Source organism: Bradyrhizobium sp. Arg816, assembly GCF_029989365.1.
GTDB lineage: Bacteria > Pseudomonadota > Alphaproteobacteria > Rhizobiales > Xanthobacteraceae > Bradyrhizobium.
This window is the reverse complement of sequence record NZ_JAPRAQ010000022.1, coordinates 37,084-61,992: the sequence shown is the minus strand read 5'-3', so window position 1 is coordinate 61,992 and position 24,909 is coordinate 37,084. Positions and strand designations below refer to the sequence as shown.

Here is a 24,909-nt window from a genome sequence, read left to right as displayed (position 1 = left end):
GACGTGGGCACGGCGTTTTGCGCCTTTGCCCACCCTACGGCACCGCTCGTGCGGCTACACCACCGCCAGCTTGCGATCGATCACCAGCAGCACGCGCTCGAGCTCGTGGCCGCGGCGCAGGATCAGGCCGGTCGCCGAGATCACGCTGTACATGCCCTGCTTGCGCGCCAGCCGCGGATCTTTCTCGATGCGGTAGATCGGCACCTCCGAGGCGCGGCGGAAGACCGAGAACACCGCACGGTCCTTCAGGAAGTCGATGGCATAATCGCGCCACTCGCCGTCGGCGACCATGCGGCCGTAAAGGTTGAGGATGCGGTTTAGTTCCAGCCGGTTGAATGTCACCCGGTTGGGTTGGGCATTCGCAGCGGCGGGGCGCGCCACTGCGCGCTGCTCGCTCGGATCGGCATCCTCCGGCGTCAGACTCATCGAGCGCCTCCTCATCTCGCGGCATGACCGCATCCGCGAAGACCGTCCCCGGAACCGCGGATCATGACAGTTGCATGATCGCGCCAACTGTTCCCCGCCGCAAGGGGCTCTTCACTCAACTCATTGAATCGGGTGCGAAACGGAGCACACGCAGGAGTGGAACTCTGTCGCGGCAAACCGTCACGGGATCGTTAGAAGGAATCTTGATATCGCCGCTTTTCCGCCAAGCGCCTGCCGCCCTGCATTGCGAAAAGACCTATGTGCGTTGACCCGGTCCTTTCGGTTCCGGATTCCTCAGCCCCCAGCCCCCCGGGGCCGTCGGGATCGGGTCTGTACGCGCGACAAGGAGGGCCAACGCAAGTTGGTCCTTTTTGGTTTGTGTCGGGACGTTTGCGGCACGACCTACCAACGCTCTCTCTCTCGTGTCAGCGCGAACACACTCTCCCCTCATCCTGAGGAGCCGCGAAGCGGCGTCTCGAAGGATCGAGGCCGAGTTTCAGCAGCGGGCCTTTCATGGTTCGAGACTGCGCGCGAGGGCGCACTCCTCACCATGAGGAGTTAGATTGAGTGCGGCGCTAAAGGGATAATCGGATCTAGTGGAGCGACGTGTAGGCTGCGCCGAGCATCGCACCCGGCTTCTCACGGCTGCCGTCCTGGACATAGACCACAGCGCCGTCGACGCCGTCGCGCGTGAGATTTTCCAACGGCACCGTCCAGCTTTCCGGACGTCCATTCCAGTCGCCGACCTTGAGCAGGTTGCGCACGACGTTGTGATAGGTGATCTGCTGTCCGCGATTTTCGCCGCGGCTGATTGCGATCGGCACCGATTTCGTGATCGAGCAGATCCAGACCTCGCCGTGCGAGACCGCCGACTCCTTGCTCGCCGCCACCGAGACGTTGATCTGCTTGCCGGCAAGCGACATCGTCACCGGCACGCTCATCACGCCCGTGCCCTTGTCGGTCTTGCCGATCGCGCTCTCGATGCCGACGCGATCGCTGCCGATGACATGCGTCGAACCATTGACCACGACTTGCGGCGTATAGACCTCGCGGTCGCCGCGCATGCGCGAATAGGCGCGCTGCCGCGCCGAGAAGCGCGAATCCGCAAGCGTGTCCTTCCAGCCGAGATAATCCCAATAGTCGATCGGCATGCTCAGCGCGATGATCGACGGGTCGTTGGAGAGATCGCCGATGACCTGGTCGGCGGGCGGGCAGGACGAGCAGCCCTGCGATGTGAAGAGCTCGACCACGGCGCGGGGATCAGCCTCGGCGGGACGGATGACGGCGACGATGGCACAGATGCCGAGCGCTCCCGACCAGAGTGCACCGGACCAGCGCGAAACCAGATTAGAAGCCATCATTGCAGTCATGTTGAACGTCACACCTCGCACGCGTGGGGGGGGGAATATCCTATCGCCTGATGGTCACCGTAGTCTTACGGGCATCGTACATTCAACCGTCCAGGGCGAGGTTTTCCGCCGGCCGGAGCCATCGGAGGCGTTGTCGCAACGCACGAAGGCGGCCTTGTGATAGGCCGCCCTCGTTTAACCTTCTACTCACGTCGCGGTGAGCCACCGTTCACAAATTCGCGCTTAGGCCGCGAGCTTGCGCAGCACGTAGTGCAGAATGCCGCCGTTCCGGTAGTAATCGAGCTCGTCCAGCGTATCGATGCGGCAAAGCAGCGAAACGCGCTGCAACGAACCGTCGCCGGAGACGATCTCCGCGGTCAGCTTCTGGCGCGGCTTCAGCTCGCCGACCAGGCCGCGCAGCGTGACCTTCTCGTCGCCCTTCAGGCCGAGCGAGGACCAGGAGGTGCCTTCCTCGAAGGTCAGCGGCAGCACGCCCATGCCGACCAGGTTGGAGCGGTGGATACGCTCGAAGCTCTGGCAGATCACGGCGCGGACGCCGAGCAGGCGCGTGCCCTTCGCAGCCCAGTCGCGCGAGGAGCCGTTGCCGTATTCGGCACCGGCGAACACCACCAGCGGCACTTGCTCCTGCTGGTACTTCATCGCGGCGTCGTAGATCGACATCTGCTCGCCGTCGGGCCAGTGCTTGGTGAGACCGCCTTCCGGGATATTTCCGTCAGCGCCCTTCAGCATGAAGTTCTTGATGCGGATGTTGGCGAAGGTGCCGCGCATCATCACTTCATGGTTGCCACGACGCGTGCCGTACTGGTTGAAGTCGGCCGGACGCACCTGGTGCTCGCTGAGATATTTGCCGGCGGGCGAGGTGAGCTTGATCGAACCGGCCGGCGAGATGTGGTCGGTGGTGATCTTGTCGCCGAACATGGCGAGGATGCGCGCCTCGACGATGTCGGTGACCGGCTCAGGCTCCTTCTTCATGCCGTCGAAATAGGGCGGGTTCTGCACATAGGTCGAGCTCATGTTCCAGCGATAGGTCTCGCTCTCGACGGTCTTGATCTTGCGCCAGTTGGTGTCGCCCTTGAACACGTCGGCATACTTCTTCTTGAAGATCGACGCGGTCACGAACTTCTTCATGAAGGCGTTGATCTCCTTCGTCGTCGGCCAGATGTCCTTGAGGTACACCGGCTTGCCGTCCTTGCCCTCACCGAGCGGCTCGACGGCGAGGTTCTTGGTGACGCTGCCCGCGAGCGCGTGGGCGACGACCAGCGGCGGCGAAGCGAGATAGTTGGCCTGCACGTCCGGCGAGACGCGGCCTTCGAAGTTACGGTTGCCGGAGAGCACGGCGGCCGCGACGATGCCGTTGTCGTTGATAGACTTCGAGATCTCCTCGGGCAACGGACCGGAATTGCCGATGCAGGTGGTGCAGCCGAAACCCACCAGGTTGAAGCCGACCTTGTCGAGATCGGACTGCAGACCGGAATCGGCGAGATAGGCCGCGACCACCTGGCTGCCCGGGGCGAGCGAGGTCTTCACCCACGGTTTAGCCTTGAGGCCCTTGGCGGCAGCGTTGCGCGCAAGCAGGCCGGCGCCGATCAAGACGCTCGGATTCGAGGTGTTGGTGCAGGAGGTGATGGCGGCGATCACGACGTCGCCATGACCGATCTCGAAGTTCTTGCCGTCGACGGCAAAGCGCTTCCCGGGTTCTTCGGTCTTCTTGTACTCGGTGCCGAGCGCGAGCGAAAAGCCTTCGGCGACCGACGGCAGCGCGATGCGGCCTTCGGGACGCTTCGGACCGGCCATCGAGGGAACGACGTCGCCGAGGTCGAGGGTCAGCGTTTCCGTGAACACCGGATCGGCCGACTTGGCGGTGCGGAACAGGCCCTGCGCCTTGGCATAGGCCTGCACCAGCGCGACGCGCGCCGGAGCGCGGCCGGAGGTCTTGAGGTAATCGAGCGCAGCAGCGTCGACCGGGAAGAAGCCGCAGGTCGCGCCATATTCGGGGGCCATGTTGGCGATGGTCGCCTTGTCGGCGACGGACAGGTGATCAAGGCCGGGGCCGAAGAACTCGACGAACTTGCCGACCACGCCGAGCTTGCGCAGCATCTGCGTGACTGTCAGCACGAGGTCGGTCGCAGTGACGCCTTCCTTCATCGCGCCCTTCAGCTTGAAGCCGACGACGTGGGGCAGCAGCATCGACAGCGGCTGACCGAGCATGCAGGCTTCGGCCTCGATGCCGCCGACGCCCCAGCCGAGCACGGCGAGACCGTTGACCATGGTGGTGTGGGAGTCGGTGCCGACCAGCGAGTCGGGATAGGCGACCTCGAAGGTGCCGGTCTTCTTGCCGACCGTCATCTTCTCCTTCTTGGTCCAGACCGTCTGGGAGAGATATTCGAGATTGACCTGATGGCAGATGCCGGTGCCGGGCGGCACGACGGAGAAGTTCGAGAACGCCTTCTGGCCCCACTTCAGGAACTCGTAGCGCTCCTGATTCTGCTTGTATTCCTCGGTGACGTTCTTGCCGAAGGCCTTGTTGTCGCCGAAGAAGTTCACGATCACGGAGTGGTCGATGACGAGGTCCACCGGCACCAGCGGGTTGATCTTCTCGGCATCGCCGCCGAGCTTCTGCATCGCGTTGCGCATCGCGGCGAGGTCAACCACGGCCGGCACGCCGGTGAAATCCTGCATCAGCACGCGGGCCGGGCGGAATGCGATCTCATGCTCCAGCGACTTCTTGCGCAGCCACTTCGACACCGCGACGATGTCTTCCTTCTTGACCGTGCGGCCGTCCTCGTTGCGGAGGAGATTTTCCAGCAGCACCTTCATCGAATAGGGGAGTTTCGAAATTCCCTTCAGACCATTCTTCTCGGCCGTGGGCAGGCTGTAATAGACATAGGTCTTGGCGCCGACCTTGAGGGTCTTTTTGCATTTGAAGCTGTCGAGCGAGGTCATGTAGGAAAATCCCAATTGTTAGTTATACCCGGCAAGGGGTATTTTAACACCGTCAGCGAGTCCGGCTGGTTCGCTTGCAGGGGCAGGTTGAGTTGCTGCATCAAGTAGTTCCGGGCTTATAGAAGCTTTCTAACCGCGCCGCCACAGCCACAATCGTGCCGCAGCAATCCGCGAGCCAAAAATTCCCATGCGCTACCCCAAGATTTCCTGAGGCCAGGCTTTGAGCGGATTGGACCAAGGCAAGATGCAGCTGTCCGGACGCGGGGTCGTCTGCGTGCGCGGCGGCCGCGAGGTGTTTTCCGGGCTCGATTTCGAGGCTGTCGCCGGCGAGGCCGTGGCGGTCGTCGGCCGCAACGGCTCGGGCAAGACCTCGCTGCTGCGGCTGATCGCAGGCCTGCTGATTCCGGCCGGCGGGACAATCGCAATCGACGGCGGCGATGCAGAGCTGACGCTGCCGGAGCAGTGCCACTATCTCGGCCATCGCGACGCCCTGAAGCCGGCGCTGAGCGTGGCGGAAAACCTGTCATTCTGGGCTGATTTTCTGGGCGGCGAGCGTTTTGAAGCCGCCAAGAGCCTCGCCACCGTCGGGCTCGACCATGCCACCCATTTGCCGGCCGCCTTCCTGTCCGCCGGCCAGCGCCGCCGCCTGTCACTGGCCCGGCTGCTGACCGTGCGCCGCCCGGTCTGGCTGCTCGACGAGCCGACCACGGCGCTGGACGTGGCCGGCCAGGACATGTTCGAGGGCCTGATGCGCGATCACCTCGCCCGCGGCGGCCTGATCATCGCGGCGACCCATGCGCCGCTGGGGATCGATTCGCGGGAGCTGCGGATTGGGGGTGCCGCATGATTCCGATGGACCCTCAGTTTTCCAAGCGGCCGAGCCCGGCTCTCTCCGTTCCCTCCCCCCTTGCGGGGGAGGGTCAGGGAGAGGGGTGCGGCACGGTAGGGCGATTCGGTTCTAGCGCTCGGGAGGCGAGCGCTCTGTTGCTCGCCGTCAGCCCTTCAAAAGCATCTCTCCCGGGGCGACCCCTCTCCCCCGCCCTCCCCCGCAAGGGGGGAGGGAGCGCAGTTTGCTTGGGGCACAAGTTGGGCTCTCATGGCCGCCTCGCCGTCGGAGCCGCCCCATGACCGCCCTGTCCGCGCTCATTCGCCGGGACATCCGGATCGCGCTCCGCGTCGGCGGTGGGGCGCTGATCGGCGTGCTGTTCTTCCTGACCGTGGTCGTGCTGATGCCGTTCGCGGTGGGGCCGGATCTGGCGCTGCTGTCGCGGCTGGGGCCGGCGATCCTGTGGCTCGGCGCGCTGCTGGCGAGCCTGCTCACCCTGGACCGGCTGTTCATGGCCGACCACGAGGACGGCTCGCTCGACCTGATCACGATGAGCCGGACGCCGCTGGAACTCGCCTGCGCCGCCAAGGCGCTGGCGCATTGGCTCGCTGCCGGCCTGCCGCTGATTGTCGCAACCCCGGTGCTCGGCCTGCTGCTCAACCTCGACATGGTCGCGACCGGCGCGGTGGCGCTGACGCTCCTGGCCGGTACGCCGGCGCTGACCTTCACCGGCATGATCGGCGCCGCGCTGGCGGTGACGCTGCACCGGGGCGGACTGTTGATGGCCGTGCTGGTGCTGCCGCTGTCGATCCCGGTGCTGATTTTCGGCGTCGCGGCCTCGCAGGCCGTGATCGTCGGTCCCGTGACGTTCGGCGCACCGTTCTCGATCCTGTGCGCGCTGTCGCTGGTCAGCCTGGTAATCGGCCCCTTCGCGGCGGCCGCGAGCCTGCGCCATGGTCTCGATTGAAATGGGCCGGATTGCCCTTGACCCCGATCAACTTTCGCTGCGCGCTTTTATGCTGATTGCGTGAGTGCCGACCTGTGATTATCAGAATACCATGACGCTGATCGACCTCGCCAATCCGACACGGTTCCTCGCGCTGACGGCGCGGGTGCTGCCGTGGCTTGTGGCCGCGACCGTCATCCTGCTCACCATCGGCCTCTACCAGTCTGCGCTTGCGCCCGACGACTACCAGCAGGGCGCGACGGTGAAGATCATGTTCATCCACGTGCCCAACGCCTGGCTGTCGATGTTCGTCTGGGGCGTGATGAGCATCGCCTCATTGGGCACGCTGGTGTGGCGGCATCCGCTCGCCGACGTCGCCGCGAAAGCCGCCGCGCCGATCGGCGCCGCCTTCACCTTCCTCGCGCTGCTCACGGGATCGCTGTGGGGCCGGCCGATGTGGGGCACCTATTGGGAATGGGACGCGCGGCTGACCTCGGTGCTGATCCTCTTCCTGATGTATCTCGGCCTGATGGCGCTTTGGCGCGCGGTCGAGGATCCCTCGCGCGCGGCACGCGCGGCCGCGGTGCTGACGCTTGTCGGCGCGATCAACCTGCCCATCATCAAATTCTCGGTCGATTGGTGGAACACGCTGCACCAGCCGGCGTCGGTGATGCGCATGGGCGGCTCGACGCTCGACAAATCGTTCCTGATCCCGCTGCTGCTGATGGCCATCGCGTTCACGCTGCTGTTCGTCACGTTGCAGCTGGCGGCGATGCGCAACGAGATCTTGCGCCGCCGCGTCCGCTCCTTGCAGATGATGCAAGCGAGCCAGAGGGCCGCATGACGATGTCACTTGGTCCCTACGCGTCCTTCATCGTGACGTCCTACGCCGCGGCCGCGCTCGTCGTCATGATCCTGATCGGCTGGATCGTGCTCGACTATCGCAGCCAGACCGAGCGCCTGCGCGAGCTCGACCGCAGCGGCGTCACGCGCCGCTCCGGGCGCGGCGCAACGGACACACCGTGAGCGATCAATCATGAGCGATCAACCGACTTCCGCTCCGCCGCAGCGCCGCACCTTCCTGATGGTGCTGCCGCTGATCGCCTTCATCGCCCTGGCGCTGCTGTTCTGGTTCCGGCTCGGCAGCGGCGATCCCTCGCGGATTCCTTCCGCGCTGATCGGGCGGCCGGCGCCGCAGACCGCGCTGCCGCCGCTCGAGGGATTGCAGGCCGACAATTCGCAGGTGCCGGGCCTCGATCCCGCCGCGTTCAAAGGCAAGGTCAGCCTGGTCAATGTCTGGGCGTCCTGGTGCGTGCCCTGCCATGACGAGGCGCCGCTCCTGACCGAGCTCGCCAAGGACAAGCGTTTCCAGCTCGTCGGCATCAACTACAAGGACGCGGCCGACAATGCGCGCCGTTTCCTCGGCCGCTACGGCAACCCGTTCGGCCGCGTCGGCGTGGACGCCAACGGCCGCGCCTCGATCGAATGGGGCGTCTATGGCGTGCCGGAGACGTTCGTCGTCGGGCGCGAAGGCACCATCGTCTACAAGCTGGTGGGACCGATCACGCCGGACAATCTGCGGACCGTGTTGTTGCCGCAGATGGAGAAGGCGTTGAAGGCGGGGAGCTAGCTCCGCTCTCGTGCAAACGAAGGCGTCGCCCCACACACCGCTGTCATGCCCCGCGAAGGCGGGGCATCCAGTACGCCGCGGCCTCTCCGTATCTCACTGCTGTCTCTGGAATACTGGATCGCCCGATCAAGTCGGGCGATGACAGTTGAGTGTGTGGCTGGTCTCAGCTCGCAATGACGGGTTGAGAGACCGTCACCCCTTCCTTACATCCCCCGCATCCGCCTCGCTCGCTTCCAGCGACGCCGGCTCGACGCCATAGCGCTTGGTCAGCGGCATCTGGGCAATCGCGAAGATCATCGTGATCGGCGTGACGCCGAACACCTTGAAATTCACCCAGAAATCCGTGCTCTGGGTGCGCCAGACGATTTCGTTGAGCACCGCCATGCCGGCGAAGAACAGCGCCCAGCGCAGCGTGAGGATGCGCCAGCCCTGCGGCGTCAGGTTGAACATCTGGTCGAACATCACGGCGATGAAGGAGCGACCGAACAACAACCCGCCGCCGAGGATCGCCGCGAACAGGCCGTAGATGATGGTCGGCTTGACCTTGATGAAGGTCTCGTCGTGCAGCACCAGCGTCAGCGTGCCGAACACCAGCACGATCACGCCTGTCACGATCGCCATGATCGGGATATGGCGCGTCACCACATAGGACGCGATCATCGCCGCCACGATCGCGACCATGAAGGCGCCGGTCGCGGCGAACAGATTGAACTTCGCATTCACGAAGAAGAACACGAGCAGCGGACCGAGCTCGGTCGCGAGCTTGAACAGCGGATGCGGCTGGGTCTTGTCCATTCTCAGCTTTCGATTCCGGCGATCGCGCGGGCGAAATCGCGCGCGGTGAACGGCGCGAGATCGTCGACGCCTTCGCCGACGCCGATGAAATGCACCGGCAGTTTGAATTTCTCCGCGAGCGCCACCAGAATGCCGCCGCGCGCGGTGCCGTCGAGCTTCGTCATCACGAGGCCGGTGACTCCCGCCGTGCGCTGGAAGGCCTCGACCTGCGACAGCGCGTTCTGACCGACAGTCGCGTCCAGCACAAGCAGCACGGCATGCGGCGCAGTGTCATCCACCTTGCGGATCACGCGCACGACCTTTTCGAGCTCGTTCATCAGCTCGGCCTTGTTCTGCAGGCGGCCGGCGGTGTCGATCAGGAGCACGTCGATGGCCTGCTCCTTCGCCGCCGTCAGCGCGTTGAAGGCGAGGCTTGCCGAATCCGAGCCCTGCGTGCCCGCGATGACCGGCGTCCTGGTGCGCTCGCCCCAGACCTTGAGCTGCTCGATGGCGGCGGCGCGAAACGTGTCGCCGGCGGCCAGCATCACCTTGCGGCCTTCGGATGCGAATTTTTGCGAGAGTTTTCCGATGGTCGTGGTCTTGCCGGAGCCGTTGACCCCGACGACGAGGATGACGAACGGCTTCTTGGCCGGATCGATCTCGAGCGGCTTTGCCACCGGCGCCAGCACCTTCTCGACCTCGGTGGCGACGACGTCCTTGACCTCGTCCGCCGAGATCGCCTTGTCGTAGCGCCCCGTGCCGACGGCGTCCGCGATCCGCACCGCGACCGACGTGCCGAGGTCGGCACGCAGCAGCACGTCCTCGATGTCGTCGAGCATGGCGCGGTCGAGCTTGCGCTTGGTGACGAGGTCGGCGACCGCGGTCCCGAGCGAGGACGAGGTGCGCTTCAGCCCGTTGGACAGGCGGCGCCACCAGCTCAGCTTGGGGGGATCTGACGTGGTATCGTTCATGGTGCTCGTGCCGCCGATTTGAAGTTCCTACTCTCTTGCCGCAAGTCCGGTTAGGAACTTCAAATTGAAGAGCGGCACGAGAAAATATTGTTGCCAGTGCGGCCCTGGATTTGGCATTCGCTTCGCGTTTCGCGGCTAGCGCTGAGCGAATGCCAAATCCACCGCACTGGTGTGTTAGCCGTTCCCGCTGTTAAACGAAAGTGTTGACCGAAAGTCTTGCAATTGCTCGATGTTCCCGAATTGACCGCCGACGAGATCCTGGCGCGCGTGCTCCATCGCGACGGGCTGATGTTGGTCATCGACAAGCCCGCCGGCCTGCCGGTGCATCGCGGCCCCAAGGGCGGGGCCAATCTGGAAACGTCGTTCGACGCGCTTCGTTTCGGCCTGCCGCGGCCGCCGGTGCTGGCCCACCGGCTGGACAAGGACACCTCCGGTTGCCTCGTGCTCGGCCGCCATCGCAAGGCGACCGCCTCGCTCGGCCTCCTCTTCAAGCACGGCAAGATCGGCAAGACCTACTGGACCGTGGTCGAGGGCGGCCCTGCCGAAGACGAAGGCACCATCGACATGCCGCTCGGCCGGCTCAATGCCGAGCGCGGCTGGTGGCAGAAACCCGATCCCGAGGGCCAGAAGGCGATCACAAATTGGAAGGTGATGGGCCGAGGCGACGGGCTGACCTGGCTCGCCATGGAACCGGTGACCGGCCGAACCCATCAATTGCGGGTGCATTCGGCCGCGACCGGCTGGCCGATCTTCGGCGATAACATTTACGGCAACGGCCCGCGCTTCGGCGAGCCGCGGCTGCACCTGCATTCCCGCGAGATCGTGGTGCCGATCTCCCGGAACAAGGAGCCGATCCGCGTGGTGGCGCCGGCCCCGCCCCACATGCACGAGAAGCTCCGCGCATGCGGGTGGAACGGGGAATAGCGCCGCCCCGGGTGCGTGGTTTACGAAACGTTCAGTGCTCGTCTCTAATGATTGCGATTGCTTAGAACAAGCTTCCGTCATCCGCTCAGGACGAGCAACGCGTCATGTCCACGGCCGAGTTTTCGATCATCGATGAAGTCGAATCCGCGATTCGGCTCGGCTCGGCGGAAAAGGGCCTGGAAACGGCCCGCCGCGTCACCGATCTGTTCCTCTCCTCCGCCGGAAGTTTTGATAACGAGCAGATCGCACTGTTCGACGACGTGCTCGAGCGCCTGATCGGCACCATCGAGCTGCGCGCCATCGCCGACATGGGCGCACGCGTAGCGCTGGCCGAGATCAGTGCGCAGCTTGCGCCGATCGCGCAGGCGCCGCCCTCCGTGATCCGCCGCCTCGCCAATAATGACGAGATTCGCATCGCCGGACCCGTGCTCCAGGAATCCGCGCGCCTCGACGATGGCGAACTGGTGAAGATCGCCTCCAGCAAGGGCGAGCCGCATCTGCTCGCGGTCGCCGGGCGCTGGTGGCTGAAGGAGATCGTCACCGATGCGCTGCTGGCGCGGCGCTATCCCAGCGTCAGCCGGCGGCTTGCCGCCAATCCCGGCGCGCGCGTTTCCGGAAACGGATTTGCCGTCATCGTCGGGCAGGCCGAGGCCGATCCCGAGCTCGCCGTGAGCGTCGGCGTTCGCGTCGACCTGCCGTCCGACTTGCGCCGCCGGTTGCTGCGTTCTGCGACGGATGCCGTGCGCACCCGGCTGCTGTCGCGCGCACCGCCGCATCTGTTCGAGGAGATCCAGGGCGCGATCGCCGCCGTGACCGTCGGTGTCGAGCGCGAGATGTCGGTCGTGCGCGATTTCGAAGGCGCCAAGCGGGCCATCGCAAATCTCAAGGCGACTGGCCAACTGACCGAAGCGACGCTGCTCGGCTTCGCCACGCAGCGGCGCTACGAGGAAGCCGTGGCTGCCCTGGCGGCACTGTCCGGATCGACCATCGAGGTGATCCGTCCGCTGATGCAGAGCCTGCGCGAGGACGGCCTGCTGGTGCCGTGCAAGGCGGCCCAGCTCAGCTGGGAAACCACAGCCGCCGTGCTCGAGAGTCGCTTTGCCACCGGCGCGATGAAACCCGCTGATATCGCGAGGGCGAAAAGCAATTACGCGCGAATGACGTCGGAGAACGCGCGGCGGACGCTGCGATTCTGGCAGGTGCGGGCGTTGTAGGCCCGCTGCTCATCACACACTCCGCCGTCATTGCCCGCGAAAGCGGGCAATCCAGTATTCCAGAGACGGCAGCGATAGAACCGAGGAGCCGCGGCGTACTGGGTCGCCCGGTCAAGCCGGGCGACGACACTGCCTATACGGTCAACCGCTCGCCATCGCTGCCGGCAATCATCAGCGGCACCACACGACCAACACGTTCGCCCGCGATCGCCATCGGCAGATAGTGCTCCGTGCGGCCCTGGCTGTCGCTCTCGATCAGCACGTCGCGCGTCATACCCACTTCCTCTTGCAGCCGCCGTCGTAGTGCCGCTTCGCCCGCCGCGCGCAGCCGTTTCGCGCGCTCCTTGATCGCACCGCCTGCCACCTGCGGCATCCGCGCGGCCGGCGTGCCGGGGCGTGGCGAATACGGGAAGACGTGCAGGAACGTCAGGCCGCACTCCTCCACGAGATCCAGCGAGCGCGAAAACATCTCCTCGGTCTCGGTCGGAAAGCCCGCGATGATGTCGGCGCCGAAGGCGATGTCCGGGCGCAGGCGGCGGACCTGGTCGCAGAACGCGATCGCGTCGTGGCGCGAATGCCGTCGTTTCATGCGCTTCAAAATCATGTCGTCGCCGGATTGCAGCGACAGGTGCAGATGCGGCATCAGGCGCGCATCGTCGCCGATGGCATCCAACAGATCGGCATCGGCCTCGATCGAATCGATCGAGGAGATGCGCAGGCGCTTCAGCTCCGGCACATGCCGCAAGATCTGCTTCGTCAGCATGCCGAGCCTCGGTGCACCCGGCAGGTCGGCGCCATAGCTGGTGAGGTCCACACCGGTCAGCACGATCTCGGCATGGCCGCGCGCGACAAGCGCCCGCACCTGATCGACCACCGCGCCCATCGGCACCGAGCGTGAATTGCCCCGGCCGTAGGGGATGATGCAGAACGTACAGCGATGGTCGCAGCCGTTCTGCACCTGCACGAACACCCGCGGCAGGCCACTCGCAAAGCCGTCGATCAGATGCGGCGCCATCTGCTTCACCGCCATGATGTCGCTGACGGCGATTTTTTCGCTCGCACCGAGATCGAACGCGGTACGCGCATCGCGCCAGGCTTCGCTGCGCATCTTGTCGTCATTGCCGAGGACGCGATCGACCTCGGCCATGTCTGCGAACATCCGGCTCTGCGTCTGCGCCGCACAGCCGGTGACGACGATGCGCGCACCCGGCCGTTCGCGCTTCAATTTACGGATCGACTGGCGCGCCTGCGCCACCGCTTCGTTGGTGACGGCGCAGCTGTTGATGACGATGGTGTCGGAAAGGCCCGCGCCCTCGGCCTCGCGGCGGATCAGCTCGGCCTCGAAGGCGTTGAGGCGGCAGCCGAAGGTGACGATGTCGACGGCCATCAGCCGACCGGCGCGAACAGCGCCGGATCGAAGGAGCCCTCGTATTCGAAGGTCGCGGGGCCCGTCATCAGGACGTGGTCGTCGCTTTCGCGCCATTCGATCCCGAGCTTGCCGCCGGGCAGCGTGATCTCGACATTGCGCTCGGTGCGCTTCAGCCGCGCGGCAGCAACCGCGGTCGCGCAGGCCGCCGAGCCGCAAGCTCTGGTCAGGCCCGCGCCACGCTCCCAGGTACGGATCGTGATGTGCTGGGGATCGACGATATGGGCGAGCGTGATGTTGGCGCGCTCGGGGAAGATCGGGTGATTTTCCAGCAGCGGACCGAAGCGCTCGAGATCGTAGGCGTTGACGTCCTCGACCCAGAAGATCGCATGCGGATTGCCCATGCTCGCCACCGAGGGCGAATGCAGGATCGGATTGTCGATCGGCCCGATCTGCAATTCGATGTAGCGGGTGTCGCGAAACTCTTCCGCCAGCGGAATGTCCTGCCAGCCGAATTTCGGCGCGCCCATATCGACGGTGTAGAGATCGGGTGCTGGGCCCTGCCAGCAATTGAGCAAGCCCGCGGCGGTCTCGAACGTTGCCGTGGTCTGCCCGGTCTTCTCGAAGATGCGCCGCACCACGCAGCGCATGCCGTTGCCACAGGCGCCGGCCTCGGAGCCGTCATTGTTGTAGATGCTGATGAAAGCCTCGGTGCCGTCGAACCGCGGCTTCCGGAGCACCATGAGCTGGTCGTAGGGCACGCCGCCCGGCGCGGACGCGACCGCGCGGGCGTCGTCCGGCGTCACCGGCGCGGCGGTATCACGCATGTCGACAACGACGATCTCGTTGCCGATGCCGTTCATCTTGGCAAATGCGTGGTTGGCCAGAGCGCTCATGAAATGTCCCGAATTTCGCCTGCCTTATATGGCGATCCTTGGTGGCTTGGCCAGTGATTTGCCGCCATGGCCATGACGCATCTGTCATGGGACGAATTCGGCACTCGCGTGTTAGAACGGCGCGGTTCGCGCGATCCGGGACGCGCGGCCGGCTCAAAGCCTTGAGGACGTAAGGCCTTGGCGGATAAGCCCTTGGGGAGAATAGAATGAATCGTTTTTGTCGCCTCGCACTGCTCGCGCTGATCCCGGCAGCGACCATGTCGTTTGGCGTGCCCGGCGCTCCGGCGCAGACCCCGAGCCCGGCGCCAGCCGCGTCGGCCAGCCCGTCGCCGGCTCCGTCGGCCTCGCCCTCCCCGGCCGCAAGTACCGCACCTGCGCCCGCGGCGGCACCCTCTCCGGCGCCCTCGCCTGCGGCCAGCGCTTCGCCCTCACCCGCTCCGGCGGCCCCACCGCCCGCTGCGGCCGCGACGCCTGCCCCGGTGCAGACCGCCGATCCCTTTGGCCTGGAGACCACGCTCGAGCCGAAGAAGGTCGTGATGGTCAAGGGCACCGCCAATTGGGATTCGGCCTTCGACACGCTGATCGACGCCTTCAAGGCGCTGAACACGCTGCTGGACAAGCAGGGCATCAAGCCCGCCGGCAATTCGATGATCGTCTACACCTCGACCGACGACACCGGCTTCACCTTCCTGGCCGAGATCCCGGTCGAGCAGGACCCGAAGAACCTGCCCAAGGACATGAGCATCGGCAAATCGCCGGAAGGCAAGGCATTGAAATTCGTCCATCGCGGCTCCTACGACAACATGGACAACACCTATGAGGCGATCACCAATCACCTCGACGACAAGAAGCTGGAAGCCAAGGACACCTTTGTCGAGGAGTACCTCACCGATCCCCTGAAGACGGCGGAGGACAAGCTCGTGATCAACGTGTTCGTGCCATTGAAGTGAGAGAGATGAAGAAGCCTGCCGTCCTTTTTACGTCTTTTGCCGCCGCTGTCGCCGCCACGCTGTTGGCAACGCCCGCGCTTGCCGACGATTTTCCATCCGCCATCACGGTGAGCGGCGAAGCCACGATCTCCGCGGCACCCGATCTCGCGCAGATCGATGCCGGCGTCGCCAACGACGCCAAGTCGGCGAAGGAAGCCTCCGACGCCAACAACGCCGCGATGGGCAAGGTGCTGCTGGCGCTGAAGGGCGCCGGTATCGCCGAGAAGGACTATCAGACCTCGCGCCTGTCCTTGCAGCCGCAATACGGCCAGAACAAATCCACCGGCGCCTCGCCCGTGGTCGGCTTCCGCGCCTCTAACCGCATCACCGTGAAGATCCGCGACGTGACCAAGGTCGCCGGCATCATCGACACGCTGGTCGGCGCCGGCGCCAACGACATCGGCAACATCTCCTTCGAGGTGACGCAGGCCTCAAAGCTGCTCGACGATGCCCGCGAACAGGCGGTCGTGGACGCCCGCCGCAAGGCCGAGATCTACGCCAAGGCCACCGGCGTCACGCTCGGCGCGCCGCTCAGCGTGTCCGAAGGCGGCGCTCCGGTGCCGCTGTTCAAGGCAAGAATGGCGACCGCGCCGATGGCGGCGCCCGCGGCAGTAGCGCCGGGCGAGGAAACGCTGTCGGTGACGGTGAATGTGAGCTGGGCGATCAAGCCCAAAGAGCAATAGCAGGCTTCGTAAGAGTCACACTGCCTGCTGCAAATACAGCTGTCGTCCCCGCGAAGGCCGGGACGACAGCGGAGATTGACGCTGAGTCTCCGCTAAATCTCCACCACCTGCCCCGGCCGCATCGCCACGAACCGCTCCTGCGGAATCTTCGCGGCATCGAGCGCTTCGACCAGCGCCTTCGCCGGCGCGTCGATCGCTTCATCCGTCAGCTGGAACGTGCCGTGATGATGCCCGAGCGCGGCTTGCGCGCCGCAATCGGCCAGCGCCTTCACGGCGTCTTCCGGATTCATGTGCTGGTCGCGCATGAACCAGCGCGGCTCGTAGGCGCCGATCGGAAGGATCGCCAGACGCAGCTTCCCGTGCTTCTCGGCGACGCGGCGAAAGTGCCCGCCGTCGCCATAACCGGAATCGCAGACGACGTAGATTTTCCCCGCCGGCGTCTCCAGCACGAAACTCGCCCACAGCGCCTTGTTGCGATCGAACATGCCGCGCGCCGACCAGTGCCGGGTCGGCACCAGCGTCACGGCGATGCCGCCGCCGAGCTCGACGCGGTCGTACCAGTCGAACGCCTCCGCCTTGATGGTGGAATCGGAACTGCGCATCGTCACGTCGTTGCCGAGCGGGGTGACCACGCGCGGCGCAAAATTCTTGGCGAGCCGCGACAGCGTCGCGACGTCGAGATGATCGTAGTGTCCGTGCGAGACCAGCACGACGTCGATCTTCGGCAGCTTGTCGAAGGCAATACCGGGATCGTTGTGCCGTTTCGGTCCGGCCCACCCCACCGGCGAGACCCGCGTCGACCAGACGGGATCGACGAGGATGTTGAGGCCGGCGGCCTGGATCAGCCAGCTGGCATGGCCGACGAAAGAGAGCCGCACCTTGTCGCCGTCGACGCGGGCCGGCGGCGTGTCGGCGTGAGAGTTCGTCACCCACTCGGGCCAGGTCTCGCGCTTCCGGCTGCCCCCGAACTGCCAGCGGAACACTTCGCCAAGCGATCTCGGCGGCGCCCCGTCGGGATCGAAGAAGTGCAGGCCGTCGAAATGATCGGAGACGGGACCGTCATAGGTTTTCATGCGGGACATCCAGAGGGACGAGACACCGACCAGCGGGGCACCACCGGCAAACAGTCCGAAAACGCGGCGGCGAGTGATCGGCACAAGCGGCTTCAGGGATGGTAACGGAGATCAGTCATCGGCTTCTATATGGGCGAAGCCCTGCGAAAAGGAACCGGCCACAAAAAGTTCCGTATTTTCAGAGCCTTGCCCTAGCAAAGGCACTCCGGCACCCTAACTTTCCTTGACTTTTGGGCGGGAGCGGCGTTTAACCCCGCCACTTTCTCGGAAAGGCTTTCTTTTCGACCCGCCGACTGGCCCTGGAGGCCAGAGGTCAACGCCCGACAGCGCTATGCGCCCTCGGGCGTAAAGGTGTTTGGAAGATCGCTTGCCAAGAAAGTGGTCATCGCCCGACTTGATCGGGCGATCCAGTATCCCAGAGGCCGCTCGGCTGAACCGAGGTGCCGCGGCGTACTGGATGCCCCGGTCAAGCCGGGGCATGACGGTGGTGAACGCGGCAACCCTGCGCGAGCAGGACAAAGGACAACGGCATTGTTCGACAGTCTGTCGGAACGGCTTGGTGGCATTCTCGATCGTCTGACGGGGCGCGGTGCGCTGACCGAAAAGGACGTCGACGCCGCGATGCGCGAGGTGCGTCGCGCGCTGCTGGAGGCCGACGTCGCGCTAGAGGTGGTGCGAAGCTTCACCGAACGCGTCCGCGAGCAGGCGATCGGCGCCACCGTCGTCAAGTCGGTCACGCCCGGCCAGATGGTGGTCAAGATCGTCCATGACGAGCTGATCAACACGCTCGGCGCCGAAAGCCAGACCATCGACGTCAATTCCGTGCCGCCGGTGCCGATCATGATGGTCGGTCTGCAAGGCTCCGGTAAAACCACCACCACTGCAAAGCTCGCCCGCCGCCTGGTCCAGCGCGACAAGCGCAAGGTGCTGATGGCTTCGCTCGACGTCTATCGCCCGGCGGCGATGGAGCAGCTGGCCGTGCTCGGCCGCGACCTCGACATTCCGACGCTCCCAATCGTTGCAGGCCAGCAGCCGCCGCAGATCGCGAAGCGCGCGATGGAGGCTGGCAAGCTCGGCGGCTACGACATCGTGCTGCTCGACACCGCCGGCCGCACCACGCTCGACGAAGACATGATGGCGGAAGCAGCGGCGATCAAAGCCGCCGCCAATCCGCATGAAGTGCTGTTGGTCGCCGATAGCCTCACCGGCCAGGACGCCGTCAATCTTGCGCGAGCCTTCGATCAGCGCGTCGGCCTCACCGGCATCGTGCTGACGCGTGTGGACGGCGACGGCCGCGGCGGCGCCGCGCTGTCGATGCGCGCCGTCACCGGCAAGCCGATCAAGCTGATCGGCACCGGTGAAAAGACCGACGCGCTGGAAGATTTCCATCCCGATCGTATCGCCGGCCGCATCCTCGGCATGGGCGACGTGGTTTCGCTGGTCGAACGTGCCGCCGCCAACATCGACGCCGAAAAGGCCGCGCGCACTGCCGAGCGCATGCGCAAGGGTCAGTTCGACCTCAACGACATGCGCGAGCAGCTGTTGCAGATGGCCAACATGGGCGGCATCAGCGGCCTGATGGGCATGATGCCAGGCATCGCCAAGATGAAGAACCAGATCGCGGCCGCCGGCATCGACGACAAGATCCTGAAGCGCCAGGTCGCGGTGATCGATTCCATGACGCGCGACGAGCGCCGTCATCCCGACCTGCTCAAGGCCAGCCGCAAGAAGCGCATCGCCGCAGGAAGCGGCCAGAGCGTCGAGCAGGTCAACAAGCTGCTCAAGATGCACCGGAACATGGCCGACGTGATGAAGGCCATGGGCTCGGGCAAGCGCGGCCCGCTCGCCGGCATCGCACAGGCGATGGGCTTTGGCGGCGGCATGAAGCCGCCCTCGCCCGAAGAGATGAAGGCGTTGCAGGAGAAGATGCAGAGCGGCGGCGGTGGCCTTCCGAATCTGCCGAAAGATTTGCCGGCTGGTCTGCGCACCGGCCTGCCGAACGTTCCCGGACTGACCGGGCTGAGCGGCAAGCCAATGCTGCCGGGCCTCGGCGGTTTTCCGGGCAAGAAGAAATGAGGAATTCGTCGCACGGGATCGTCAGCATCTCGCGCAACGCGGAATACCAATCAACCGAACAAACTGTACTTTGAAGGAGAACTAAATGTCCGTCGTTATCCGCCTCGCTCGTGCAGGCACCAAGAAGCGCCCCGTCTATCACGTCGTCGTCGCCGATTCGCGCTTCCCCCGCGATGGCCGCTTCATCGAGCGTCTCGGTTATTTCAACCCGCTGCTGCCGAAGGACAACGAGGCCCGCCTCAAGCTCGACATGGACAAGGTGAAGGCCTGGGTCGCCAAGGGTGCGCAGCCGTCGGACCGCGTGGCGCGTTTCCTCGACGCCGCCGGCGTCAAGAAGCGCGAAGCGCGCAACAACCCGCAGAAGGCCGTGCCGCGCAAGGAGCGCAAGGCGCAGGCCGAAGCCGCCGCGAAGGCGTAAGGTCAGATCATGTCGGCGCTGGTCTGCGTCGCGCGGATCGGCGCCGCGCATGGTGTGCGCGGTGCGGTCAAGCTGTGGACCTTCACCGAAGATCCCTTTGCCATCAAACGCTACGGTCCGCTTCTCGCCAAGGACGGCAAGCGCCAGTTCGAGGTCGCGCAGGCGCGCGAAGCGAAGGATCATCTGGTCGCGACGTTCAAGGGCGTCACGACCCGCGATGAGGCCGAGCGCCTCAACGGCATCGAACTCTACGTCGCGCGCGAAAAGCTGCCCGCGACCGATGCGGACGAATATTACCACACCGACCTGATCGGGCTCGCCGCCGTCACCACCGACGGCGACGCGCTCGGCCGCGTGCTCGCGATCCACAATTTCGGCGCCGGCGACATCATCGAGATCGCACCGCCCAAAGGATCTGCAAAGGGCACGACGCTGCTGCTGCCGTTCACAAACGCGGTGGTGCCGGAAGTCGATCTCACAGGCGGCCGCGTCGTGATCGCGCTGCCGCAGGAGGTCGAGGGTGAGGACGAAGGCAACGATCCCTCCCCGAGTCGTCCCCGCGAAAGCGGGGACCCATAACCACGAGACATGGTTTTTGGCTAAGCTGCTGGCTCCAGCCATCGCAAAACTGGCTGCGGTGGTTATGGGTCCCGGATCTGCGCTTCGCTTGTCCGGGACGACAAGAACTGAGATCCGATGACAAACCCCTCACCCTGGCGCGCGACGGTGCTGACGCTGTTTCCGGAGATGTTTCCGGGGCCGCTCGGCGTGAGCCTGGCCGGCCGGGCGCTGGCTGGCGGGCTCTGGGAGCTCGAGGCGCGCGACATCCGGGCCTCTGCCACCGACCGGCATCGGAGCGTCGACGACACCCCCGCGGGCGGCGGACCGGGCATGGTGCTGCGGGCCGATGTTCTGGCGGCGGCGATCGATGCCGTCGAGATCAGCCCGGACCGGCCGAAACTGCTGATGAGCCCGAGGGGTCGGCCATTGACCCAGGCCCGGGTGGTGGAGCTGGCCGAGGGTCCGGGTCCCCTGATCGTCTGCGGACGGTTCGAGGGGGTGGACCAGCGGGTGATCGACGGACGGGGCCTGGAGGAGATCTCGATCGGCGACTACGTGCTGTCCGGGGGCGAAATCGCCGCACTGGCCCTGATCGACGCCTGCGTCCGGCTCCTGCCCGGCGTGATGGGCAAGGAGGCCTCGGGAACCGAGGAAAGCTTCTCTGAGGGCCTCCTCGAATACCCCCAATACACCCGTCCGCAGCTGTTCGAGGGGGCTCCGATCCCGGAAACCCTGACCTCCGGCGACCACGCCAAGGTTGCAGCCTGGCGGCGGGCGCAATCCGAGGCCCTGACCGCGGCCCGGCGGCCTGATTTATGGGCCCAAATCCCGGCCAAAGCCCCGAATCGGGCCGGACGCCAAAAAACGCCAAAAAACAAGACAGACGGGTGACAAACCCTCCAGCTTGCCTTATAGGAGCGGCCACATCCGCAATAGCTGGATCAACGAATTTCGCGCAGCCCCCGTCCTGCGGCTGGGCGCGCCGATGGAGATTTACCCATGAACCTGATCCAACAGCTCGAAAAAGAGCAATTCGACAAGCTCTCCGCCAGCAAGGAGATTCCGGAATTCGGTCCCGGTGACACCGTGATCGTGAACGTGAAGGTCGTCGAAGGCGACCGTACCCGCGTGCAGGCCTATGAAGGCGTCTGCATCGGCCGTTCCGGCGGCGGCCTCAACGAGAGCTTCACCGTTCGCAAGATCTCCTATGGCGAGGGAGTCGAGCGCGTGTTCCCGCTGCTCTCCCCGATGATCGACTCGATCAAGGTGGTGCGCCGCGGCAAGGTCCGTCGCGCCAAGCTCTATTACCTCCGCAACCTTCGCGGCAAGTCGGCCCGTATCGTCGAGAAGACTGAGCACGCCAAGGCCGTCAACGAGTAAGCACCGCTACCAGACGAGTTCTAGAGAGCGCGGGGCAAAACCCCGCGCTTTTTTGTTGCGTCAGCCGTGCGCGTCAAAGCACTCGCGCTTCCAAATCGGCCTGCTATATATTCTTGGAATGTTTCCAGATCAGACCAGCCTCGCCCCCGTCACGCGCATCGTCATCGACGATCGCTCGCGGCTGCCTGGCCGGTTCTTCGGACGCTTCGCGACCTCGGCAACGTCAGAGCTTACGCGCGCAGCCTAAAAGCTGCGCTGACGATTTTGTTGCCCGCGCGTGACCGCGCATATCCGCACACAACATTCCTGGAGCTGAAGCTCATGTCCAAGCCGACCACATTGTACGACAAGATCTGGAACGACCATCTGGTGCACGAAGCCGACGACGGCACCTGCCTGCTCTATATCGACCGCCATCTGGTGCACGAGGTGACCTCGCCGCAGGCGTTCGAGGGTCTGCGCGCCACCGGCCGCAAGGTGCACTCGCCGGAAAAGACGCTCGCCGTCGTCGACCACAACGTGCCGACCACCGATCGCACCAAGCCGAATCCCGATCCGGAGAGCATCGAGCAGATCAAGGCGCTGGCCGAGAACGCCAAGGAATTCGGCATCGAATATTACGACGAGTTCGACAAGCGCCAGGGTGTCGTCCACGTCATCGGCCCCGAGCAGGGCTTTACCCTGCCCGGCACCACCATCGTCTGCGGTGACAGCCACACCTCGACGCATGGCGCGTTCGGCGCGCTCGCGCACGGCATCGGCACCTCCGAGGTCGAGCACGTGCTGGCGACGCAGACGCTGATCCAGAAGAAGGCGAAGAACATGCGCGTCACCGTCGACGGCAAATTGCCTGAAGGCGTGACGGGCAAGGACATCATCCTCGCCATCATCGGCGAGATCGGCACTGCCGGCGGCACCGGCTACGTGCTGGAATACGCCGGCGATGCGATCCGCGCGCTCAGCATGGAAGGCCGCATGACGGTCTGCAACATGTCGATCGAGGGCGGCGCGCGCGCCGGCCTGGTTGCGCCCGACCAGAAGGCGTTCGACTTCCTGCGCGGCCGCCCGAAGGCGCCGAAGGGCGCGGACTGGGACGCGGCGATGCGCTATTGGGAGAAGCTGCGCTCCGACGACGGCGCGCATTTCGACCACGAGCTGCGCCTCGACGCTGCCAAGCTGCCGCCGATCGTGACCTGGGGCACCTCGCCCGAGGACGTCATCTCGGTGACCGGCTTCGTGCCTGATCCGGACAAGATCGAGGAAGAGGCCAAGCGCCTCTCCAAGCATCGCGCATTGAAGTACATGGGACTGACCGCGGGCACCAAGATCACCGACATCAAGCTCGACCGCATCTTCATCGGCTCCTGCACCAACGGCCGCATCGAGGATCTGCGCGCGGCGGCGAAGATTGCTGAAGGCAAGACCGTTTCAGCACATGTCAACGCCATGGTCGTGCCGGGCTCCGGCCTCGTGAAGGAGCAGGCCGAAGCCGAGGGTCTGGACAAGATCTTCATCAAGGCCGGCTTCGAATGGCGCGAGCCCGGTTGCTCGATGTGCCTCGCGATGAACCCGGACAAGTTGGCTCCGGAAGAGCGCTGCGCCTCGACCTCGAACCGCAACTTCGAGGGCCGCCAGGGCTTCAAGGGCCGCACGCATCTGGTGTCGCCGGCGATGGCGGCAGCCGCCGCGATCGCGGGTCACTTCGTCGACGTCAGGGAGTGGCGGTAAGCCGCTCCCTGCAATTTGAGCTAAAGCGGCAAACGGCCGTTAATCAGCATCGCCGACACTGCGTCCTCGCGACGGTTTCGCGGGGACGCGCGCCATGGCCAACAAGCCTGAATATGTCGATCTGATCAGCGCTGCGACGCGCCAGCACCGGCGGCGCGCGACGCCCTTGCCCATCGTCGCCAAGCCCGAGGTCGAGGAGACCTCGAAGCTCAGCCGCTGGCCGCCGGCGATGATCAAGCAGTGGAAGCTCGAGAACCTGACGCGGTGGAAGCCGGCGTCGTGGAAATTGAAGGATTGGCTCTAGGCCACACGAACAAAGGGCGCCATCGAGGCGCCCTTTTCATTTCGATCGCGTTTACCAATAACGGTACGGATAGTGCCAGCGATGCCAGCGGCAGACGCGGCGCGGGCCGTAATAGGTCCAGATCACCCGGCAGCGGCGCGGATAGTGGTAGTAGGGATAGTAGCCGCCGTAATAATAGCGCCGGTGGAAGTGGCGATAGCCGTAATGGGGACGATAGATCCCGTAACGATGATAACCGCCATAATGGCGAAATCCGCCGTAGCGATAGCCGCCACCGTGAAAGGCCGGCGCGGCGCGGAAGCCACCGCCGCGGAAGCCGCCGATATGGCCGCCGTGAAAGCCGCCGCCGCGGAAACCGCCGATATGTCCTCCGCCACCGTGGAAACCACCACCACGAAAACCGCCGCCGCCATGAAAGCCGCCACCATGTCCGCCACCGCCACCGCCGTGGCGAACCTGGGTGACGAGGTCGTCGGTCGCAGCCTTCGTCGCGGGTGACGTTGCCGGATTGATCAAGCTCAGCGCTTCAGCACGACGCGAGGTCCCGGCCGACAGCATCAGCGTCGTGGCAGCCGCAATCCCGAGCAAGCGCATGGGGCCTGCCCTGAGACCCAGTATCCTCAGCATGGAATCCTCCTTGAGTCCGGACAGCGGAGTTGCGACGCTCGCTGCCAGCCCGCGTCATCCCTGTTCACTGACAGTCGCTCCCTACATTAAATTAGGGACAGCGACGTGAATGCCCCATGAATGAAGACATTTCTGCGACGTGCAGCGCAGGCGCATATACGATTGCGATGCCGACAAGAGGAATTCGAGAGATGACCGTCTACGCGATCGCGCAACTGAAGATGACGGACCGCGCGGCCTATGACCGCTATCAGGCGAGGTTCTTCGACGTGTTCAGAAAATACAATGGACGGCTGCTCGCCGCCGACGAACAGCCGCGCTGTGATCGAAGGCCCATGGCCGTTCGACAAGCTCGTTATGATGTCGTTTCCTGACGAGGCCGCGTTCCTCGCCTTCTCGAATTCACCGGACTACGAAGACATCTCGCGCGATCGCAAGGCGGGCGCGCAGGCAACCGTGCTGCTGGTCAGGGGATTTGCGCCGGCGGGTTAACGCGGTGGCGTCACCACCACGGTCCGAAGCCGAACACGAAGGGCGCCGGCACGCCGTAGGGATAGGGACGGTAGTAGACGGGTCGCGCGTAATAATGCGGATCATGGGGCGCTGAGCGCCGCGCAACGTCATGGTGTCTTGCGTGCCGTCTCGCATCGAAAATCGCTGTCCCGGCCGAGGCATCCGACTTCGTCACACTCTGCGCGGTTGAAGCGCGAGGCAAACCCGCTGCGAGCCCGGCGACAACGGCCAATGCAATCCATCTCGTCATGACGAACTCCGCCCTCAAGAT

Annotated in this window: 26 protein-coding genes and 1 pseudogene; 17 read left to right on the top strand and 10 right to left on the bottom strand. The window is 65.0% G+C overall.

Annotation, left to right across the window (positions count from 1 at the left end; translation table 11 throughout):
* Nucleotides 1–54: 54 nt before the first annotated feature.
* The 3 genes from OWC48_RS35550 to acnA all read right to left on the bottom strand — a co-directional run bounded on the left by OWC48_RS35550 (nucleotide 55) and on the right by acnA (nucleotide 4,739).
* Nucleotides 55–426: a DUF2794 domain-containing protein gene (locus OWC48_RS35550; RefSeq protein ID WP_014490631.1), complete on the bottom strand. Its 372-nt coding sequence runs from the start codon at nucleotides 424–426 to the stop codon at nucleotides 55–57.
* 593 nt (nucleotides 427–1,019) lie between these two features.
* Complete coding sequence (locus OWC48_RS35545; RefSeq protein WP_282524172.1) at nucleotides 1,020–1,796, bottom strand: thioredoxin family protein; 777 nt, start codon at nucleotides 1,794–1,796, stop codon at nucleotides 1,020–1,022.
* A gap of 222 nt (nucleotides 1,797–2,018) precedes the next feature.
* Entirely contained in the window at nucleotides 2,019–4,739 is a 2,721-nt protein-coding gene (acnA, locus tag OWC48_RS35540; RefSeq protein WP_282524171.1) for an aconitate hydratase AcnA, read from the bottom strand.
* Between the two features lie 244 nt (nucleotides 4,740–4,983).
* Here acnA and ccmA point away from each other — a divergent pair, with 244 nt between their 5' ends.
* From ccmA to OWC48_RS35515, 5 genes are all read left to right on the top strand, one after another.
* Entirely contained in the window at nucleotides 4,984–5,586 is a 603-nt protein-coding gene (ccmA, locus tag OWC48_RS35535) for a heme ABC exporter ATP-binding protein CcmA (RefSeq protein ID WP_282524170.1), read from the top strand.
* A gap of 277 nt (nucleotides 5,587–5,863) precedes the next feature.
* Nucleotides 5,864–6,532 carry a heme exporter protein CcmB gene (gene ccmB / locus OWC48_RS35530; protein ID WP_282524169.1) on the top strand — a complete coding sequence of 223 codons (669 nt, stop codon included), beginning with the start codon at nucleotides 5,864–5,866 and terminating at the stop codon, nucleotides 6,530–6,532.
* A 91-nt stretch (nucleotides 6,533–6,623) separates the two neighbouring features.
* Nucleotides 6,624–7,355: a heme ABC transporter permease gene (locus tag OWC48_RS35525; RefSeq protein ID WP_282524168.1), complete on the top strand. Its 732-nt coding sequence runs from the start codon at nucleotides 6,624–6,626 to the stop codon at nucleotides 7,353–7,355.
* A complete protein-coding gene (ccmD, locus tag OWC48_RS35520; protein ID WP_282524167.1) occupies nucleotides 7,352–7,537 on the top strand; it encodes a heme exporter protein CcmD in 186 nt (61 codons plus the stop codon). The genes OWC48_RS35525 and ccmD overlap by 4 nt, the downstream gene beginning before the upstream one ends.
* A gap of 10 nt (nucleotides 7,538–7,547) precedes the next feature.
* Entirely contained in the window at nucleotides 7,548–8,141 is a 594-nt protein-coding gene (locus OWC48_RS35515) for a DsbE family thiol:disulfide interchange protein (RefSeq protein WP_282524166.1), read from the top strand.
* A gap of 192 nt (nucleotides 8,142–8,333) precedes the next feature.
* Here OWC48_RS35515 and OWC48_RS35510 read toward each other — a convergent pair whose 3' ends face one another.
* Together OWC48_RS35510 and ftsY are read right to left on the bottom strand one after the other, a co-directional pair.
* Nucleotides 8,334–8,936: a septation protein A gene (locus OWC48_RS35510; RefSeq protein WP_282524165.1), complete on the bottom strand. Its 603-nt coding sequence runs from the start codon at nucleotides 8,934–8,936 to the stop codon at nucleotides 8,334–8,336.
* A gap of 2 nt (nucleotides 8,937–8,938) precedes the next feature.
* Nucleotides 8,939–9,886 (bottom strand): signal recognition particle-docking protein FtsY, encoded by a 948-nt coding sequence (gene ftsY / locus OWC48_RS35505; protein WP_282524164.1) that lies wholly within the window; start codon nucleotides 9,884–9,886, stop codon nucleotides 8,939–8,941.
* A 222-nt stretch (nucleotides 9,887–10,108) separates the two neighbouring features.
* Here ftsY and OWC48_RS35500 point away from each other — a divergent pair, with 222 nt between their 5' ends.
* Together OWC48_RS35500 and OWC48_RS35495 are read left to right on the top strand one after the other, a co-directional pair.
* Nucleotides 10,109–10,810 carry an RluA family pseudouridine synthase gene (locus OWC48_RS35500; protein ID WP_028150500.1) on the top strand — a complete coding sequence of 234 codons (702 nt, stop codon included), beginning with the start codon at nucleotides 10,109–10,111 and terminating at the stop codon, nucleotides 10,808–10,810.
* A gap of 104 nt (nucleotides 10,811–10,914) precedes the next feature.
* Nucleotides 10,915–12,024: a DUF2336 domain-containing protein gene (locus tag OWC48_RS35495; RefSeq protein ID WP_282524163.1), complete on the top strand. Its 1,110-nt coding sequence runs from the start codon at nucleotides 10,915–10,917 to the stop codon at nucleotides 12,022–12,024.
* Between the two features lie 133 nt (nucleotides 12,025–12,157).
* Here the strand turns inward: OWC48_RS35495 and mtaB are convergent, their stop codons facing one another.
* Nucleotides 12,158–13,411 (bottom strand): tRNA (N(6)-L-threonylcarbamoyladenosine(37)-C(2))-methylthiotransferase MtaB, encoded by a 1,254-nt coding sequence (mtaB, locus tag OWC48_RS35490; protein ID WP_282524162.1) that lies wholly within the window; start codon nucleotides 13,409–13,411, stop codon nucleotides 12,158–12,160.
* Nucleotides 13,411–14,286: a diaminopimelate epimerase gene (dapF, locus tag OWC48_RS35485; RefSeq protein ID WP_282524161.1), complete on the bottom strand. Its 876-nt coding sequence runs from the start codon at nucleotides 14,284–14,286 to the stop codon at nucleotides 13,411–13,413. Before dapF ends, mtaB begins: the two co-directional genes overlap by 1 nt.
* A gap of 206 nt (nucleotides 14,287–14,492) precedes the next feature.
* On the opposite strand from dapF, the gene OWC48_RS35480 reads away from it, so the two are divergent.
* Entirely contained in the window at nucleotides 14,493–15,236 is a 744-nt protein-coding gene (locus OWC48_RS35480; protein ID WP_282524160.1) for a GyrI-like domain-containing protein, read from the top strand.
* Between the two features lie 5 nt (nucleotides 15,237–15,241).
* A complete protein-coding gene (locus tag OWC48_RS35475) occupies nucleotides 15,242–15,958 on the top strand; it encodes an SIMPL domain-containing protein (RefSeq protein WP_282524159.1) in 717 nt (238 codons plus the stop codon).
* A 92-nt stretch (nucleotides 15,959–16,050) separates the two neighbouring features.
* Here OWC48_RS35475 and OWC48_RS35470 read toward each other — a convergent pair whose 3' ends face one another.
* Nucleotides 16,051–17,115 (bottom strand): MBL fold metallo-hydrolase, encoded by a 1,065-nt coding sequence (locus OWC48_RS35470; RefSeq protein ID WP_282524158.1) that lies wholly within the window; start codon nucleotides 17,113–17,115, stop codon nucleotides 16,051–16,053.
* A gap of 447 nt (nucleotides 17,116–17,562) precedes the next feature.
* On the opposite strand from OWC48_RS35470, the gene ffh reads away from it, so the two are divergent.
* The 7 genes from ffh (at nucleotide 17,563) to OWC48_RS35435 (ending at nucleotide 23,498) form a co-directional block, all read left to right on the top strand.
* Nucleotides 17,563–19,107: a signal recognition particle protein gene (gene ffh, locus OWC48_RS35465; protein ID WP_282524157.1), complete on the top strand. Its 1,545-nt coding sequence runs from the start codon at nucleotides 17,563–17,565 to the stop codon at nucleotides 19,105–19,107.
* Nucleotides 19,108–19,192: 85 nt separating this feature from the next.
* Nucleotides 19,193–19,525 (top strand): 30S ribosomal protein S16, encoded by a 333-nt coding sequence (gene rpsP, locus OWC48_RS35460; protein WP_014490649.1) that lies wholly within the window; start codon nucleotides 19,193–19,195, stop codon nucleotides 19,523–19,525.
* Between the two features lie 9 nt (nucleotides 19,526–19,534).
* A complete protein-coding gene (rimM, locus tag OWC48_RS35455; protein ID WP_282524156.1) occupies nucleotides 19,535–20,104 on the top strand; it encodes a ribosome maturation factor RimM in 570 nt (189 codons plus the stop codon).
* A 117-nt stretch (nucleotides 20,105–20,221) separates the two neighbouring features.
* On the top strand, nucleotides 20,222–20,977 hold the full coding sequence (trmD, locus tag OWC48_RS35450; RefSeq protein ID WP_282524155.1) for a tRNA (guanosine(37)-N1)-methyltransferase TrmD: 756 nt from the start codon (nucleotides 20,222–20,224) through the stop codon (nucleotides 20,975–20,977).
* A gap of 108 nt (nucleotides 20,978–21,085) precedes the next feature.
* Nucleotides 21,086–21,466, top strand: coding sequence for a 50S ribosomal protein L19 (gene rplS / locus OWC48_RS35445; RefSeq protein ID WP_063980390.1), 381 nt, complete (start codon nucleotides 21,086–21,088; stop codon nucleotides 21,464–21,466).
* A 321-nt stretch (nucleotides 21,467–21,787) separates the two neighbouring features.
* On the top strand, nucleotides 21,788–23,194 hold the full coding sequence (leuC, locus tag OWC48_RS35440; protein ID WP_282524154.1) for a 3-isopropylmalate dehydratase large subunit: 1,407 nt from the start codon (nucleotides 21,788–21,790) through the stop codon (nucleotides 23,192–23,194).
* Nucleotides 23,195–23,288: 94 nt separating this feature from the next.
* On the top strand, nucleotides 23,289–23,498 hold the full coding sequence (locus OWC48_RS35435) for a hypothetical protein (protein WP_282524153.1): 210 nt from the start codon (nucleotides 23,289–23,291) through the stop codon (nucleotides 23,496–23,498).
* A 51-nt stretch (nucleotides 23,499–23,549) separates the two neighbouring features.
* Here OWC48_RS35435 and OWC48_RS35430 read toward each other — a convergent pair whose 3' ends face one another.
* The gene (locus OWC48_RS35430) at nucleotides 23,550–24,125 is read right to left on the bottom strand and encodes a hypothetical protein (RefSeq protein ID WP_282524152.1); all 576 of its coding nucleotides are present in this window, start codon (nucleotides 24,123–24,125) and stop codon (nucleotides 23,550–23,552) included.
* Nucleotides 24,126–24,316: 191 nt separating this feature from the next.
* On the opposite strand from OWC48_RS35430, the pseudogene OWC48_RS35425 reads away from it, so the two are divergent.
* Nucleotides 24,317–24,617: pseudogene (locus OWC48_RS35425) on the top strand (DUF1330 domain-containing protein).
* A 10-nt stretch (nucleotides 24,618–24,627) separates the two neighbouring features.
* Here the strand turns inward: OWC48_RS35425 and OWC48_RS35420 are convergent.
* Entirely contained in the window at nucleotides 24,628–24,888 is a 261-nt protein-coding gene (locus OWC48_RS35420; RefSeq protein WP_282524151.1) for a hypothetical protein, read from the bottom strand.
* Between the last annotated feature and the right edge of the window lie 21 nt (nucleotides 24,889–24,909).

Coding starts and splice junctions, on each gene's coding strand:
- OWC48_RS35550 (WP_014490631.1), bottom strand. CDS start 426: ATGAGTCTGACGCCGGAGGATGCCGATCCGAGCGAGCAGCGCGCAGTG.
- OWC48_RS35545 (WP_282524172.1), bottom strand. CDS start 1,796: ATGACTGCAATGATGGCTTCTAATCTGGTTTCGCGCTGGTCCGGTGCA.
- acnA (WP_282524171.1), bottom strand. CDS start 4,739: ATGACCTCGCTCGACAGCTTCAAATGCAAAAAGACCCTCAAGGTCGGC.
- ccmA (WP_282524170.1), top strand. CDS start 4,984: ATGCAGCTGTCCGGACGCGGGGTCGTCTGCGTGCGCGGCGGCCGCGAG.
- ccmB (WP_282524169.1), top strand. CDS start 5,864: ATGACCGCCCTGTCCGCGCTCATTCGCCGGGACATCCGGATCGCGCTC.
- OWC48_RS35525 (WP_282524168.1), top strand. CDS start 6,624: ATGACGCTGATCGACCTCGCCAATCCGACACGGTTCCTCGCGCTGACG.
- ccmD (WP_282524167.1), top strand. CDS start 7,352: ATGACGATGTCACTTGGTCCCTACGCGTCCTTCATCGTGACGTCCTAC.
- OWC48_RS35515 (WP_282524166.1), top strand. CDS start 7,548: ATGAGCGATCAACCGACTTCCGCTCCGCCGCAGCGCCGCACCTTCCTG.
- OWC48_RS35510 (WP_282524165.1), bottom strand. CDS start 8,936: ATGGACAAGACCCAGCCGCATCCGCTGTTCAAGCTCGCGACCGAGCTC.
- ftsY (WP_282524164.1), bottom strand. CDS start 9,886: ATGAACGATACCACGTCAGATCCCCCCAAGCTGAGCTGGTGGCGCCGC.
- OWC48_RS35495 (WP_282524163.1), top strand. CDS start 10,915: ATGTCCACGGCCGAGTTTTCGATCATCGATGAAGTCGAATCCGCGATT.
- mtaB (WP_282524162.1), bottom strand. CDS start 13,411: ATGGCCGTCGACATCGTCACCTTCGGCTGCCGCCTCAACGCCTTCGAG.
- dapF (WP_282524161.1), bottom strand. CDS start 14,286: ATGAGCGCTCTGGCCAACCACGCATTTGCCAAGATGAACGGCATCGGC.
- OWC48_RS35480 (WP_282524160.1), top strand. CDS start 14,493: ATGAATCGTTTTTGTCGCCTCGCACTGCTCGCGCTGATCCCGGCAGCG.
- OWC48_RS35475 (WP_282524159.1), top strand. CDS start 15,242: ATGAAGAAGCCTGCCGTCCTTTTTACGTCTTTTGCCGCCGCTGTCGCC.
- rpsP (WP_014490649.1), top strand. CDS start 19,193: ATGTCCGTCGTTATCCGCCTCGCTCGTGCAGGCACCAAGAAGCGCCCC.
- rimM (WP_282524156.1), top strand. CDS start 19,535: ATGTCGGCGCTGGTCTGCGTCGCGCGGATCGGCGCCGCGCATGGTGTG.
- trmD (WP_282524155.1), top strand. CDS start 20,222: ATGACAAACCCCTCACCCTGGCGCGCGACGGTGCTGACGCTGTTTCCG.
- rplS (WP_063980390.1), top strand. CDS start 21,086: ATGAACCTGATCCAACAGCTCGAAAAAGAGCAATTCGACAAGCTCTCC.
- leuC (WP_282524154.1), top strand. CDS start 21,788: ATGTCCAAGCCGACCACATTGTACGACAAGATCTGGAACGACCATCTG.
- OWC48_RS35435 (WP_282524153.1), top strand. CDS start 23,289: ATGGCCAACAAGCCTGAATATGTCGATCTGATCAGCGCTGCGACGCGC.
- OWC48_RS35430 (WP_282524152.1), bottom strand. CDS start 24,125: ATGCTGAGGATACTGGGTCTCAGGGCAGGCCCCATGCGCTTGCTCGGG.
- OWC48_RS35420 (WP_282524151.1), bottom strand. CDS start 24,888: ATGACGAGATGGATTGCATTGGCCGTTGTCGCCGGGCTCGCAGCGGGT.